Source organism: Sphingomonas adhaesiva (genome assembly GCF_036946305.1).
Classification (GTDB): domain Bacteria; phylum Pseudomonadota; class Alphaproteobacteria; order Sphingomonadales; family Sphingomonadaceae; genus Sphingomonas; species Sphingomonas adhaesiva_B.
Genome location: NZ_JAQIJJ010000003.1, coordinates 299,404 through 312,376 on the forward strand (window position 1 = coordinate 299,404; position 12,973 = coordinate 312,376).

Consider the following 12,973-nt stretch of genomic DNA (forward strand, 5'->3'; position numbering starts at 1 on the left):
CAAGTTCCGTAACTGATGCGCCTGTCGATCGATCATCGCACCACCTATCGCTTCACCGCGCCGCAGGGCCGCATCGTCCAGCTGCTGCGGATGACGCCGCCCAACACCCACGACCAGACGGTGGCGGAATGGCACATCTCGGTCGATTGCGACGCGCGGCTGCGCCAGCATCGCGACGGCTTCGGCAATTTGACCACGATGCTCTACGCCGAAGGGCCGCTGGAGCGGATCGAGATCGCGGTGACCGGAGAGGTGGTGACCAGCCATTCCGACGGCATCCTCCACGGCACGTTCGAGCCGCTGCCCCCCGCCTTGTACCTGCGCACCACCCCGGCGACGCTGGCGGACGAGGCGCTGGAACGGTTCGCGGGAGACATCATGGGTGCGCGCGTCCCGCTGGCCGGGCTGCACGCGATCAACGACGCGCTGCGCCGTCGCTTCGCGCGTTCGACCGCGCGGCCCGAAGCGGGGCTGACCGCGGCGCAGGCGTTCGCGCGCGAGGAGGCGACCGCGCGCGACCTCGCCCAGATGTTCGTCGCCTGCGCGCGCGTGCTGGGCGTGCCGGCGCGCTACGTCACCGGCTATTGCGATCTGGAGGACGGCCGCCGCGCCACTGCGCACGGCTGGGCCGATGCCTGGGTCGACGGGCTGGGCTGGGTCGGGTTCGATCCGATGCTGGGCCTGTCGCCGGAGGAACATCACGTCCGCGTCGCGGTCGCGCTCGACGCCGCCGGTTCGTCGCCGGTGGCGGGATCGCGGCTCGGCGAAGGCGAGGAAGAACTGGACGTCGAGGTGCAGGTCAGCGCGCAATAGCGCGTGGGCGGGCACGACCGATCTTGCGTCACCCCGGGCTCGACCCGGGGTCCCGCTTCTCTCGACGGTTGCCGGAAAGCTTGACCCCGGCTCAAGGCGGGATCTTCGAAGCCCTCTCCGTCATGCCGGACCTGTTCCGGCATCCACCCTTCCGCACACCCACGGGCGCTTGGGTCCGCGGAACAGTGGACCCCGGAACAAGTCAGTGCTTGTCCCCTTCAGACAAGTACGCCTCCCCGGCGAAGGCCGGGGTCCAGTCGCGAAGGTCGCGGTGACGACGTACAGCGTTCGCCAATTCCTGTTCCCCGACTGGACCCCGGCCTTCGCCGGGGTGGTAGGAAGAATCCTTGTTCGAAGGGAACAAGCACCGAACTAGTCCGGGGTGGCGGCCAAGAAATGTGCGCTGGCGTGTCGCGCAAAAGAGGCGCGTTATCTTCGCCTTAACCTTTCCCCGTCATAAGGATCGGGTGTTCTCCTTGGGCACGTTTTCTCCCTGCTTGACTGGTCAAGCGAACTGGCGGGATGCCCGACGGGGCGTCCCGCCGCTTTTCGTTGCGGCGCCTGCGGGTTGCGCCGTCGCGCGACAAGGCCTAGCTGCGCGCCATCATGACACGCCTCACTCCCGCGGTCGCGCTGGTCTCCGGCGGGCTCGATTCGATGGTGTCCGCCGCGCTGGCACGCGAGGCCGGGCATCCGCTGCTCGCCTTGTCGGTCGACTATAACCAGCGCCACCATATCGAACTCGCCGCCGCGCGCCGCGTCGCGCATGCGCTGGGGGCCGAGCGGCACGTCGTGCTGCCGATCGACCTGTCCGCGTTCGGCGGCTCCGCGCTGACCGATGCGACGATCGCGGTGCCCAAGGAGGGCGTCGGCGCGGCCATCCCGGTCACCTATGTGCCCGCGCGCAATACGATCTTCCTCAGCCTGGCGCTGGGCTGGGCGGAGGCGGCGGGCGCGCGCGACCTGTACCTGGGCGTCAACGCGCTCGATTATTCCGGTTATCCCGATTGCCGGCCCGAGTTCATCGCCGCGTTCGAGGGGCTGGCGGAGCTGGCCACCAAGGCCGGGGTCGAAGGCGAGCCGTTCCGCCTGCGCGCGCCGCTCCAGCACATGACCAAGGCCGATATCGTGCGCGAGGGCACGCGGCTGGGCCTGAACCTCGGGCTGAGCTGGTCGTGCTACGATCCGGCGCCCGGCGCGAAGCATTGCGGGCTATGCGACAGCTGCCGCCTGCGCCACAAGGGCTTCGTCGAGGCGGGCGTCGCGGACCCCACCGATTACGCGGTCGCCCCGCCCGCGCCATGACCTATGCCGTCAAGGAGATGTTCCTGACGCTCCAGGGGGAGGGCGCGCAGGCCGGGCGGCGGGCGGTGTTCGTGCGGTTCGCGGGATGCAACCTGTGGTCGGGACGCGAACAGGACCGCGCGACCGCGATGTGCCGCTTCTGCGACACCGATTTCGTCGGCACCGACGGGCTGGGCGGCGGCAAGTTCGCCGATGCCGGTGCGCTGGCGGCGGCGGCGGCGGCCTTCTGGGGCGCCGGGGTCGAGCGGCGCTTCGTCGTGCTGACCGGGGGCGAGCCGATGCTCCAGGTCGACGATGCGCTGGTCGATGCGCTCCATGCCGCCGGCTTCACGATCGCGATCGAGAGCAACGGGACGCTGCCGGTGCATCACGGGATCGACTGGGTTTGCATCAGCCCCAAGGCGGGCAGCGAGGTGGTGCAGCGCCGCGGCGACGAACTGAAGCTGGTCTGGCCGCAGCCGGGCACCGACCTCGACGCGATCGAGGGGTGGGAGTTTGCCAACTTCCTGCTGCAACCGATGGACGATGCGCGGGGACAGGCCAATGTCGACGCGGCGATGGCGCTGGTGATGGAGCGGCCGCGGTGGCGCCTGTCGCTCCAGACGCACAAGATGCTGGGGTTGCGGTAGTCGGTGCATAAAGCCCCTCCCCTTCAGGGGAGGGGTCGGGGGTGGGGAGTGTCTCACCGAGACCGGCGCCTGTGGCTCGTGACTGCCCCACCCCAACCCCTCCCCTGAAGGGGAGGGGCTTCTCAGAAAATCACCGCGCCGCGTAGACGATCGGGACGATCGGCTCGCCGCACTTGCGCGTGTCGAACTCGTCCTTCTTCCAGCATGCCTTGTCGAACCGCGGCAGCGCGGCGGGCATGATCTGGGCGCGCGGGAATTGCTGCTCGCCCCATGGCGTCAGGCTGTTGCGCAGCTCGCGCATCCGCCCCAGCGCCAGATCGCCGAAGCCGCCGCGCGACGCATACAGCGCCTCGCGCCCGATCCGCCCCGCGGTGGTGCAGAAGCCATATTGCGCCGCGACCGTGGCAAAGCCCGAATAGGTGCGCGTGCCGAACTGGTCGAGCGCCATCTGTCCGTCGCGCTTGGTCTTGGCCATGCGCAGGAAATATTTGGTCAGCGTGTCGAACGACGACGCCAGCTCCGCCTTGTGATCGGTCAGGATCGCATTGTAATTGGTGACGGTCAGCAGCGTCGGCTCGAACTGGCATTGCAGCGCCGCGACGTTCAGCGCCGCGCGCATGTTCCACACCACGCCCGCGCGCAGCTCCGCCGGCGTCGCGCCGGGCAGCGGCTGGCCGATGCCGGGTTCGGCCCCCGTCACCACGTCGCCGCTCAGGTCCTTGGACTTGAAGAAGAATTGCGCCGACGCCGGAACCGCCGCCACCATCGTCGCGCCTGCCAGCAGGACGCCCGCCACCCGCCGGCCCATCATGCCGACGTACCCCGTTGTACGCATTCCCCGAAACTCCTCGCCGCGGCACCGCCGCCCCGTCTCTCCCACGGGACGCCTCCTTACGGCAAAAGGCGCCCCGCCACCACGCAATTCTGTCGCGTCACGGACTCGGTTCGCCGCGCCAACCTCGCGGAAAACGGTGGGTTTCCGTAACGATCGCGGTGTGCGCAGCGCCAAAGAGAAGGGGCCGCCCGGTCGCCCGGACGGCCCCTTCGGATACAATCGCCGTGCGGCAGATTACATCGCGTTCGACATGTTCGACATCATCATGTCGTTGCCCATCATGGTGTCGTTGGCCATCATGCCGCCGTTCATGCTGCCGTCGACGGCGGTCATGTTGTCGGTCATGGTGTCCATGCCCTCGGTGGCGTTCATGTCGGTGATCATGGTGTTCTCGCTGGTTTCGGTCTTCGAACCGCACGCCGACACGGCGAGCGCCGCCGCTGCGAGTGCCGAGCTAGCCAGGACCTTGGTGATGACTGCACGCATGAAATTGCTCCCTAGACTGTGGATTTGGTGACCCGTTGCGGCCCTTCAGCCCAAATCGACGTGAACGTTAATCGTAGATGACCGGACCCTCAAGCCTCGATTTCACCTGCACAAGTCAGGCTATCGAGGAATGCCGAGGCGGTGAACGCCAGCGCCGCGTCGAAGGTTGCATGGTCGCACGGTTTTCCAATCGCTTGCGCGCTGGTGACGGGATATTCGGCGATCCCGCACGGCACGATCCCGCCAAAGTCAGCGAGGTTGGGCGACAGGTTGACCGAGAAGCCGTGCAGCGTCACCCAGCGCCGCACGCGGATGCCGATCGCGCCGATCTTCGCCTCCTGCCCGGCGGCGTCGATCGTCCAGATGCCGATCCGGCCGGGGGCGCGGAACGCCGCGATGCCGATCCGCGCCAATGCTGCGATCACCCAGCCTTCCACCGCATGGACGAAGCAGCGCACGTCGCGCCCGCGGCGATTGAGGTCGAGCACCAGATAGCCGACGCGCTGCCCCGGCCCATGATAGGTGTATTTGCCGCCGCGCCCCGCCGGCACCACCGGGAAGCGCGCGTCGACCAGTTCGCTCGGGTCCGCGCTGGTGCCCGCGGTATAGACGGGGGGATGTTCCAGCAGCCAGATCAGCTCGCGCGCATCACCCGCCGCGACCGCGCCGGCGCGCGCCTCCATCTCCTGGAGCGCCGCCGCATAATCGGTCAGCCCCGGCGACACGCGCCACTCGATCCCGTCCGGTCCCTGCACGGGGCATCAGATGCGACCGCCGGCGGCGATTGGCAAGCGCGGCGGGGAAGGCTAGGCGCCACACGGTGACGGAGAGACGGACATGAGCGCGCGACGGGTGCGGATCGGGGCGGTGTGGGATTCCTCCGTCGAGGTGCTGCGCGGACGCGCCGGCATCCTGGCGACGCTGGCAGCGATCTATCTCATCCTGCCCGCGGTGGTGCCGGCCGTGCTGGCGCTGGCGAACGGCGGCGCGCTGCCCGCGGGGCTCGGCGCGCTGCTCTCGCTGGCGCAGCTGGCGCTGGTGGTCGTCGCGCTGCTCGGCATCGCCGCGGTGGCGAGCGACCCGGCGACCGACCGTTCGCACGCGCAGGCGATCGGCTGGCGCCGGCTGGGCGCCGGCCTGCTGGCGACGATCGCGATCGGGCTGCTGTTCGCGGTCGCGCTGATCCCGCTGGCGTTCGCGGCGGCGGCGTCGGGGCTGCGCATCGACGAGGCGAGCGGCGCGCTCGACCTGCGCGCGGCGTCCACCGCGGGGCTGGGGGGCGTGACGCTGCTGTCGCTCCTGCTCGGCGTGGTGGCGCTGTGGGCGAGTGCGCGCTTGCTGCTGGTCATCCCCGTGATCGCCAACGAGCCACTGTCGCTCGGCGCGCTGCGACGCAGCGTCGCGCTGACGCGCGGCGCCGGGTTGCGACTGGTCGGCGTGGCGCTGCTCTACGTCATCGTCGTCGGGGTGGCGAGCGCGGCGGCCACGTCGGTGACCGGCGTCGTCGCGCGGCTGCTGCTGGGGCAGGGGGCGGCCACGGTCGCCATCGCGATCGTCGGCGGGCTGGTCAGCGCGGGCACCGCGGTGTTGCAGGGCGTGTTCGCGGCGCGCTTCTACGTCGCCGCGCGCGACATGGCGGCATGACCTTCGCCACATTGCTCGCCGCCGCTTGGCGGATGTTCCGGCGCAGCGCCGACACCGTCACCGCATTGGGCGGGGCGCTGGTGTTCCTGCCGTCCTTCGCCGCGCTGCTGCTGTGCGATCCGATCCCCGCGCTGCCCGCGACGCGCGACGAGGCGACGATGACCGCGTGGATCGACGCGGTCAGCGCCTGGGGACAGAGCTATGGCCTGTGGTTCCTCGCCGCGGACCTGATCGGCATCTATGGCGCGGCGGCGATCGCGCTGCTGCTGCTCGCGCCCGATCGCCCGACGACGCAGGGGGCGTTGCGGCTGGCGGCGGTGCGGCTGTGGCCGTTCCTGCTCGCCAGCCTGATCGTCGCGCTGCCGGTCGGGCTGGGGCTGTGGCTGTTCGTGCTGCCCGGCCTCTATATCCAGGCGCGGCTGGTCGCGAGCGTCCCGGTGCTGGCGCGCCGCCACGACATCGGCGCGTGGCAGGCGATCCGCGTCAGCGCGGCGATGACGCGCGGTCACGGCTGGGCGATCACCGGTGCGCTGGTCACGCTGTTCCTGCTGCAATGGATCGTCGTCGTGCCGTTGATGTCGGCGGACGAATGGCTGCGCGCACCGGCGCACGGCAACCCGCTGCTGCTCGCGCTGGTCGACGCGGGCGTGGCGGGGGTGGGCGCCGCCTATGCGATCGCCACCTTGCTGGTCGGCGCGGTCTTCTACCGGCTGCGCGTCAGCAGCGGCACCTGAGGCGCGGCATCCCCGGGCAGCAGGCCCAGCAGGCGCGGGTCGGGGAAGGTCTCCACCGTCCGCTTCGTCGCGACGAACCCCTGCGCGCGATAGAAATTGAGCGCGGACGGATGGTCGAGCGTGCAGGTGTGCAGCCACACCCGCGACACCTCCTTCGTCCAGCCATGCGCCAGCGCCTGCGCCATCAGCCAGCGTCCATGGCCGCGCCCGGCCAGTTCCGGCACCAGCGCGAAATAGCCGATCTCGCACGCGCCGGGGGTGCGGAAGTCCAGCTCCAGCATCCCCACCTCGACCCCGGCGCGATCCACCGCCGCGAACACCTGGACGCGGGCGTCGTGGATGATCGCGGTCAGCGCCGCCTCGTCCATCGCCAACCGCGAGAACCACAGCCACGGCGCGCCGACGCGTGCGAACAGGGCGCGATACTTGCCCGGCTTGGGCAGCGGCCAGCGCACCAGCCGCAGCGGTGCCTCCGGCATCGCGCGCAGCGCCGGACGCTGCGTCATCTCCAGCGTGGTGACGATCGTCGCGACATGATCGTCGGGGACGCCTGTCAGGCCCATGGGCTCAGTCCCCCCATCATGTCACTCCCACGTCGCCACCGGCGGCAGGCTCATCAGGATCGCGTCGATATTGCCTCCGGTCTTCAGCCCGAACAGCGTGCCGCGGTCATAGACGAGGTTGAACTCGGCATAGCGCCCGCGCCACGCGCGCTGCTGCGCCACGTCGGCGTCGGTGAACGGCCGGTCCATCCGCCGCCGCACGATGCGGGGGTACACGTCCAGGAAGGCGCGCCCGACATCCTGCGTGAAGGCGAAATCGGCGTCGAAATCGCCCTCCAGATGATCGTAGAAGATGCCGCCGACGCCGCGATGCACCTGCCGGTGCGGGATGTAGAAATAGTCGTCGGCCCATTGCTTGAACCGCGGATAATGGCCGGCGTCATGCGCGTCGCACGCCTGCTTCAGCACGGCATGGAACTCGTCGGTGTCCGTCGCGACCGGCAGCGGCGGGTTGAGGTCCGCACCGCCGCCGAACCACCGTTTCGTCGTCACCAGGAAGCGCGTGTTCATGTGCACCGCGGGGACATGCGGATTGGCCATGTGCGCGACCAGGCTGATCCCGGTGGCGAAGAAGCGGGGATCGTCGCCCGCGCCGTGGATCGTCTTGGCGAACTCCCCCTCGAACGCGCCGCCGACGGTGGAGACGTTGACGCCGACCTTCTCGAACACGCGCCCCTTCATCACGCCGCGCACGCCGCCGCCGCCATCGCCCGAGGCGTCGGCCCGGTCCCACGGGGTATAGACGAAGGCGGCGTCCGATCCCGCCTCGCGTTCGATCGCCTCGAACTCGGCGCAGATCCGGTCGCGCAGTTCCTCGAACCAGGCGCGTGCGCGGGCTTGTTGGGTGTCCAGCTCCATGCGCGCCGCCATCGCGCCCCGGCGCGGGCGGGTCAATCGGTCAGATCGTCCCACCCGCCCGTCTGGCGCAGCGCCTCGCCCAGCATCATCGCGCCCGCCACCGCAACGTTGAGCGAGCGCAGCCCGCTGCGCATCGGGACGCGCACGCGCAGGTCGGCGCGGGCATGGACGTGATCGGGCACCCCCGCCCCCTCGCTGCCCAGCAGCAGCACGTCGTCCGCGGCAAAGCGCGCCGCGGGCAGGGGGATCGCGCCCGTCGTCGTCCCCAGCACGATTCGCCCGCGGCTCGCCGCCACGAACGCGTCCCAGTCGGCGTGCCGCGTCACCTCGACCCGCCCGGCATAGTCCATCCCGGCGCGCGCCAGTGCCCGCTCGCTCCAGGCGAAGCCCATCGGTTCGATCAGGTCGACGGCCACCCCCATGCAGGCGCCCAGCCGCAGCAGCGTGCCGACATTGCCGGCGATATCGGGCTGGTACAGGGCGATCCGCATGGCACCGCGCCTTACCCGCCGCCGGGCCTGCGCGCAAAATGCAGTTGGCAAACGCGCAATCGCACGGCTATCAGGCCGCGGAGCCGCCGTGGGGACGGGCAGGCTTGCGGCGGGGGCCATCATGTCATCACGGCATCGGCACCACCCCGGCGGTGATGGGAACGGGTAGAGGTTTGACGCGAATGGCGACGGCAGAAAATACGATTCCCCCGGGCGAGAATCCCGCGCCCTATCATGAGGAACCGCACGATCCGCGTCGCCGCGACTTCATCAACATCGCCGCCGTGTCCTTCGCGGGCGTCGGCGCGGTCGCGATCGTGCTGCCGCTGGTCAACCAGATGAACCCGTCCGCGGACGTGCTGGCGCTGTCGACCACCGAGATCGACATCTCGAAGATTCAGCCCGGCCAGGCGATCAAGGCCAGCTTCCGCAAGCAGCCGCTGTTCGTGCGCAACCTGACGCCCAAGGAGATTTCGGAGGCCGATGCGGTCAACGTCTCCTCGCTGCGCGATCCGCAGACGCTGGAGGAGCGCACCAAGGTGGGCAAGAAGAACTGGCTGATCACGCTGGGCGTCTGCACCCATCTGGGCTGCGTGCCGCTGGGCGCGGGCGAGGGCGAGAACAAGGGGCCGTTCGGCGGCTATTTCTGCCCGTGCCACGGCTCGGCCTATGACACCGCGGGGCGCATCCGCCAGGGACCGGCGCCGCAGAACCTGCACGTGCCCGAGTATAATTTCAATTCCGACACCGTCGTGACGGTCGGCTGAGGGAGATAGAGACGTGAGCTTTCCCTGGGCCAAGCATTATGAGCCGAAGCAGCCGCTGATGCGGTGGATGGACGAGAAGCTGCCGCTGCCGCGCCTCGTCTATAACGCCATCGGCGCGGGCTATCCGGTGCCGCGCAACCTCAACTATTTCTGGAACTTCGGCGTGCTGGCCGGGCTGGCGCTGGTGTGCCAGATCGTGACCGGCGTCGTATTGGCGATGCATTTCGCCGCCAATGCCGGGGTCGCGTTCGGCTCGGTCGAGAGCATCATGCGCGACGTCAACGCGGGCTGGTTCCTGCGCTATGCGCACGCCAATGGCGCATCGATGTTCCTGCTGGTGGTCTATATCCACATCGGCCGCGGCCTCTATTACGGCTCGTACAAGGCGCCGCGCGAGATGGTGTGGCTGCTCGGCGTGGTCATCTTCCTGCTGATGATGGCGACGGCGTTCATGGGCTACGTCCTGCCCTGGGGGCAGATGTCGTTCTGGGGCGCGCAGGTCATCACCGGCTTCTTCTCGGCGATCCCGCTGGTCGGCGACACCATCCGCGTGTGGCTGCTGGGCGGGTTCGCGCCGGACAATGCCGCGCTGAACCGCTTCTTCTCGCTCCACTATCTGCTGCCGTTCGTGATCGCGGGCGTCATCATCCTGCACATCTGGGCGCTGCACATCCCCGGCTCGAACAACCCGACCGGCGTCGACGTGAAGGGCGAGCAGGACACGGTGCCGTTCCACCCGTATTACACGGCCAAGGACGGCGTCGGCGTCGCGGTGTTCTTCCTGGTGTTCGCGCTGCTGATCTTCTTCTCGCCGAACCTGCTGGGTCACCCGGACAATTATATCGAGGCGAACCCGCTCTCGACGCCCGCGCACATCGTGCCGGAATGGTACTTCCTGCCGTTCTACGCGATCCTGAAGAGCTTCACCGCGGACTTCATCCTGCCGGCGAAGCTGTGGGGCGTGCTGGCGATGTTCGGCTCGATCCTGCTGCTGTTCTTCCTGCCGTGGCTCGACAATTCGCCGGTGCGCTCGGCCAATTACCGCCCGACCTATCGCTGGTTCCTGCTCGCCCTGCTCTTCGACGTGCTGGTGCTGGGCTATGTCGGCGGGGCGGAGGCGACCGCACGCAACGTGATGCTGGGGCAGATCGCCGCGGGCTATTATTTCGCGCACTTCCTCATCATCCTGCCGCTGGTATCGGCGTCGGAGCGCCCGCGCGCGCTGCCGAATTCGATCACCGAGGCGGTGCTGGCGAAGCACGGCGGCACCAGCCCCGCGCAGACCGCGCTGGCGCACTGAGCGAAACGAGACGAATAGGGGACTGATAGAACAATGGCTCGTCTCATTTCACTGGTGATCGGTGCGGGGTTCGTCTTCGTCCTCGCACTGGCGCTGTTCTTCACCGCGAAGGACGCGATCCAGAACCCGGCGCCCGAAACCGCGGAGCATGAGTTCCACCTGCATCCCGAGAACATCGGGCTGTCGTCGAACGGCTTCTTCGGCAAGTTCGATCGCGCGCAGCTGCAGCGCGGCTTCCAGGTGTACAAGGAAGTCTGCGCCGCCTGCCACTCGCTGAAATATGTGTCGTTCCGCGACCTCCAGCAGATCGGCTATTCCGAGGCCGAGGTGAAGGCGATCGCCAACCAGTGGGTGATCGAGCAGCCGAGCGTGAACCCGGAGACGGGCGAGGCCGCGACGCGCAAGAACCTGCCGTCGGATCGCTTCCCGCTGCCCTTCGCCAACGAGGTCGCCGCACGCGCCGCGAACAACAACGCGCTGCCGCCCGACCTGTCGCTGATGACCAAGGCGCGTCATGACGGCACCAACTACGTCCATGCGCTCATCACCGGCTATCGCAACCAGCCGGCCGAGCTGCTGCGCAAGTTCCCGGACGCAAAGACGCCCAACGGGCTGCACTACAACCCGTATTTCGCGAACCTCAACATCGCGATGCCGCCGCCGCTGACCGCGGACGGTCAGGTGACCTATGGCGACGGGACGAAGGCCACCAAGGACCAGATGGCGCGCGACGTCGCCGCCTTCCTGACCTGGACCGCCGAGCCGAACCTGGAGGCGCGCCACGCGGCCGGCTTCGCGGCGGTGATCTTCCTGCTGATCTTCGTCTATCTGACCTGGGGCGCGTACCAGAACGTCTGGCGGAACGTGAAGCACTGAGCGGGCAGCCTCGCCTTGCGTCGGCAAGGTGAGGACTTGCCACGTCGGGCGGCGGATCCGGCAGCGCCGGACCCGTCCGACGACATGGCTGACCGGATATGAAGCGGCGATCGGGATCCTGTCCCGGTCGCCGTTTTCGTGTACTCGCGCGACATGAACGACGATCTGAAGGCGCTGATCCGCACCATCCCGGACTTCCCCAAGCCCGGCATCCAGTTCCGCGACATCACCACCCTGCTGCTGTCCCCGCACGGGCTGGCGACCACGGTCGAGCGGATGGTGGCGGCAACGCACGGTCCCGTCGATCTGGTCGCCGGGATCGAGGCGCGCGGCTTCCTGTTCGCCGCCGCGCTGGCGGTGCCGCTGCGCGCGGGCGTGCTGCTGATCCGCAAGGACGGCAAGCTGCCCGGCGCCACGATCGCGGAGGATTACGCGCTGGAATATGGCACCGACCGTATCGCGATGCACGCCGATGCGCTGGCGCCGGGCGCGCGCGTCCTGCTGATCGACGACCTGATCGCCACCGGCGGCACCGCGCGCGCCGCGGTGCGCCTGTTGCGCAAGGCGGGCGCGATGGTCACGCAGGCGCAGTTCCTGGTCGACCTGCCGGACCTGGGCGGCGCCGACCTGCTGCGCGGCGAGGGGATCGCGGTCGACGCGCTGGTGGCGTTCGAGGGGCATTGAACGAAGCCGCTCCCCTTCAGGTGAGGGGGCTCCTCCCGAAAACCCCTCCCCTGAAGGGGAGGGGCAGGGGTGGGGTGAGCCTCGCAGAGAGGATCGCGCGGGCAACCTATGGAAAGGCAAACGATGCTCGGCGGGGCGCGGGAGTCGCGCGCCACGAATGGCCGTCTCTGCGAGGCTCCCCCACCCCAACCCCTCCCCTGAAGGGGAGGGGCTTGCAGAGCCTCCCGGAACTTCCCCAACCTCCCGTCGTTCGCCACATCACCGGCGGTGCGTAACCCCCGCCGTTCCTCCGGCGTACAGGAGAGTGGCGATGTTCCCCCATCGATGGGCGATGTTCGGGCTGGGCGCGCTGGCATTGGCCACCACGTCATGCACCGATGGCTATGGCTATAGCGGCGTCAACGTCGGCTACGGCAGCGCAGGCTATTATGGCGATCCCTATTACGGTGGTCCCTATGGCGGCGTCGGTTATGCCGGGGTGCCGAGCTATTATGGCTGGTATGGCGACTATTATTATCCTGGCACCGGCGCCGTCGTGTACGACCGCTATCGCCGCGCCTATCCGTGGAACGCCGACCAGCGCCGCTATTGGCAGGGGCGGCGCGGTGGATGGGGCAATCGCGACGTGCGCGCCAACTGGCAGGAGTTCGGCCGCGACGTGCGGCGCGAACGGCGCGACTATCGCGGCGACGTGCGGGCGCAGCGCGAGGCCTATCGCAACGGCACGATCACGCGCGACCAGTTCCGCGACGGCCGTCGCGACGCCGCGCGCGACTATCGCCGCGACGTGCGGCAGGACTATCGCGACCTGCGCCGCGCCAACCGCGCCGAAGGCTATCGCACCCCGCGCCCCGACCGCGCCTTCCGGCCCCGGCGCGAGCGATAGGGTCGACAGCGGGATTCCGGCCTAGGTGGGGCCGATGCAAACTCTTCACCGTCATGCCGGACTTGTTCCGGCATCCACCGCTCCGCATCGTCACAAGCTGCT

The 12,973-nt window shown here is 69.0% G+C and carries 16 protein-coding genes; 10 read left to right on the plus strand and 6 right to left on the minus strand.

The annotated features are described in order from the left end of the window. Positions 1 to 15: 15 nt before the first annotated feature. The 3 genes from PGN14_RS04860 to queE all read left to right on the plus strand — a co-directional run bounded on the left by PGN14_RS04860 (position 16) and on the right by queE (position 2,747). On the plus strand, positions 16 to 813 hold the full coding sequence (locus tag PGN14_RS04860; RefSeq protein ID WP_335298301.1) for a transglutaminase family protein: 798 nt from the start codon (positions 16 to 18) through the stop codon (positions 811 to 813). A 606-nt stretch (positions 814 to 1,419) separates the two neighbouring features. After that, positions 1,420 to 2,118, plus strand: a complete 699-nt coding sequence (gene queC / locus PGN14_RS04865; RefSeq protein WP_335298302.1) for a 7-cyano-7-deazaguanine synthase QueC — start codon at positions 1,420 to 1,422, stop codon at positions 2,116 to 2,118. Then, positions 2,115 to 2,747, plus strand: a complete 633-nt coding sequence (gene queE, locus PGN14_RS04870; protein WP_335298303.1) for a 7-carboxy-7-deazaguanine synthase — start codon at positions 2,115 to 2,117, stop codon at positions 2,745 to 2,747. The genes queC and queE overlap by 4 nt, the downstream gene beginning before the upstream one ends. A gap of 130 nt (positions 2,748 to 2,877) precedes the next feature. Here queE and PGN14_RS04875 read toward each other — a convergent pair whose 3' ends face one another. From PGN14_RS04875 to lipB, 3 genes are all read right to left on the minus strand, one after another. Continuing rightward, positions 2,878 to 3,582 carry a hypothetical protein gene (locus PGN14_RS04875; RefSeq protein WP_443019455.1) on the minus strand — a complete coding sequence of 235 codons (705 nt, stop codon included), beginning with the start codon at positions 3,580 to 3,582 and terminating at the stop codon, positions 2,878 to 2,880. Between the two features lie 234 nt (positions 3,583 to 3,816). After that, a complete protein-coding gene (locus tag PGN14_RS04880; protein WP_335298304.1) occupies positions 3,817 to 4,068 on the minus strand; it encodes a hypothetical protein in 252 nt (83 codons plus the stop codon). Positions 4,069 to 4,157: 89 nt separating this feature from the next. Continuing rightward, positions 4,158 to 4,823 carry a lipoyl(octanoyl) transferase LipB gene (gene lipB / locus PGN14_RS04885; protein ID WP_335298305.1) on the minus strand — a complete coding sequence of 222 codons (666 nt, stop codon included), beginning with the start codon at positions 4,821 to 4,823 and terminating at the stop codon, positions 4,158 to 4,160. 82 nt (positions 4,824 to 4,905) lie between these two features. Here lipB and PGN14_RS04890 point away from each other — a divergent pair, with 82 nt between their 5' ends. Next, positions 4,906 to 5,712: a hypothetical protein gene (locus PGN14_RS04890; protein WP_335298306.1), complete on the plus strand. Its 807-nt coding sequence runs from the start codon at positions 4,906 to 4,908 to the stop codon at positions 5,710 to 5,712. Continuing rightward, complete coding sequence (locus PGN14_RS04895; protein ID WP_335298307.1) at positions 5,709 to 6,446, plus strand: hypothetical protein; 738 nt, start codon at positions 5,709 to 5,711, stop codon at positions 6,444 to 6,446. The genes PGN14_RS04890 and PGN14_RS04895 overlap by 4 nt, the downstream gene beginning before the upstream one ends. Here the strand turns inward: PGN14_RS04895 and PGN14_RS04900 are convergent. From PGN14_RS04900 to PGN14_RS04910, 3 genes are read right to left on the minus strand one after another with little or no spacing between them, the layout of a single operon-like run. Next, positions 6,416 to 7,009: a GNAT family N-acetyltransferase gene (locus PGN14_RS04900; RefSeq protein WP_335298308.1), complete on the minus strand. Its 594-nt coding sequence runs from the start codon at positions 7,007 to 7,009 to the stop codon at positions 6,416 to 6,418. The genes PGN14_RS04895 and PGN14_RS04900 overlap by 31 nt on opposite strands. A 21-nt stretch (positions 7,010 to 7,030) precedes the next feature. Further along, on the minus strand, positions 7,031 to 7,867 hold the full coding sequence (hemF, locus tag PGN14_RS04905) for an oxygen-dependent coproporphyrinogen oxidase (RefSeq protein ID WP_335298309.1): 837 nt from the start codon (positions 7,865 to 7,867) through the stop codon (positions 7,031 to 7,033). 32 nt (positions 7,868 to 7,899) lie between these two features. Continuing rightward, a complete protein-coding gene (locus PGN14_RS04910) occupies positions 7,900 to 8,358 on the minus strand; it encodes a tRNA (cytidine(34)-2'-O)-methyltransferase (protein WP_335298310.1) in 459 nt (152 codons plus the stop codon). A 182-nt stretch (positions 8,359 to 8,540) separates the two neighbouring features. On the opposite strand from PGN14_RS04910, the gene petA reads away from it, so the two are divergent. From petA to PGN14_RS04935, 5 genes are all read left to right on the plus strand, one after another. Further along, positions 8,541 to 9,125 carry a ubiquinol-cytochrome c reductase iron-sulfur subunit gene (gene petA / locus PGN14_RS04915; protein WP_335298311.1) on the plus strand — a complete coding sequence of 195 codons (585 nt, stop codon included), beginning with the start codon at positions 8,541 to 8,543 and terminating at the stop codon, positions 9,123 to 9,125. A gap of 13 nt (positions 9,126 to 9,138) precedes the next feature. Further along, positions 9,139 to 10,425: a cytochrome b gene (locus PGN14_RS04920; protein WP_335298312.1), complete on the plus strand. Its 1,287-nt coding sequence runs from the start codon at positions 9,139 to 9,141 to the stop codon at positions 10,423 to 10,425. 33 nt (positions 10,426 to 10,458) lie between these two features. Beyond that, positions 10,459 to 11,301 (plus strand): cytochrome c1, encoded by an 843-nt coding sequence (locus PGN14_RS04925; RefSeq protein WP_335298313.1) that lies wholly within the window; start codon positions 10,459 to 10,461, stop codon positions 11,299 to 11,301. Positions 11,302 to 11,454: 153 nt separating this feature from the next. Beyond that, the gene (locus PGN14_RS04930) at positions 11,455 to 11,985 is read left to right on the plus strand and encodes an adenine phosphoribosyltransferase (protein WP_335298314.1); all 531 of its coding nucleotides are present in this window, start codon (positions 11,455 to 11,457) and stop codon (positions 11,983 to 11,985) included. 310 nt (positions 11,986 to 12,295) lie between these two features. Next, entirely contained in the window at positions 12,296 to 12,871 is a 576-nt protein-coding gene (locus PGN14_RS04935; protein WP_335298315.1) for a hypothetical protein, read from the plus strand. Positions 12,872 to 12,973: the final 102 nt, after the last annotated feature.

Excerpts from the sequence above, each read along its gene's own strand:
- PGN14_RS04860 (WP_335298301.1), top strand. The coding sequence starts at position 16 with ATGCGCCTGTCGATCGATCATCGCACCACCTATCGCTTCACCGCGCCG.
- queC (WP_335298302.1), top strand. The coding sequence starts at position 1,420 with ATGACACGCCTCACTCCCGCGGTCGCGCTGGTCTCCGGCGGGCTCGAT.
- queE (WP_335298303.1), top strand. The coding sequence starts at position 2,115 with ATGACCTATGCCGTCAAGGAGATGTTCCTGACGCTCCAGGGGGAGGGC.
- PGN14_RS04875 (WP_443019455.1), bottom strand. The coding sequence starts at position 3,582 with ATGCGTACAACGGGGTACGTCGGCATGATGGGCCGGCGGGTGGCGGGC.
- PGN14_RS04880 (WP_335298304.1), bottom strand. The coding sequence starts at position 4,068 with ATGCGTGCAGTCATCACCAAGGTCCTGGCTAGCTCGGCACTCGCAGCG.
- PGN14_RS04890 (WP_335298306.1), top strand. The coding sequence starts at position 4,906 with ATGAGCGCGCGACGGGTGCGGATCGGGGCGGTGTGGGATTCCTCCGTC.
- PGN14_RS04895 (WP_335298307.1), top strand. The coding sequence starts at position 5,709 with ATGACCTTCGCCACATTGCTCGCCGCCGCTTGGCGGATGTTCCGGCGC.
- PGN14_RS04900 (WP_335298308.1), bottom strand. The coding sequence starts at position 7,009 with ATGGGCCTGACAGGCGTCCCCGACGATCATGTCGCGACGATCGTCACC.
- hemF (WP_335298309.1), bottom strand. The coding sequence starts at position 7,867 with ATGGAGCTGGACACCCAACAAGCCCGCGCACGCGCCTGGTTCGAGGAA.
- PGN14_RS04910 (WP_335298310.1), bottom strand. The coding sequence starts at position 8,358 with ATGCGGATCGCCCTGTACCAGCCCGATATCGCCGGCAATGTCGGCACG.
- petA (WP_335298311.1), top strand. The coding sequence starts at position 8,541 with ATGGCGACGGCAGAAAATACGATTCCCCCGGGCGAGAATCCCGCGCCC.
- PGN14_RS04925 (WP_335298313.1), top strand. The coding sequence starts at position 10,459 with ATGGCTCGTCTCATTTCACTGGTGATCGGTGCGGGGTTCGTCTTCGTC.
- PGN14_RS04930 (WP_335298314.1), top strand. The coding sequence starts at position 11,455 with ATGAACGACGATCTGAAGGCGCTGATCCGCACCATCCCGGACTTCCCC.
- PGN14_RS04935 (WP_335298315.1), top strand. The coding sequence starts at position 12,296 with ATGTTCCCCCATCGATGGGCGATGTTCGGGCTGGGCGCGCTGGCATTG.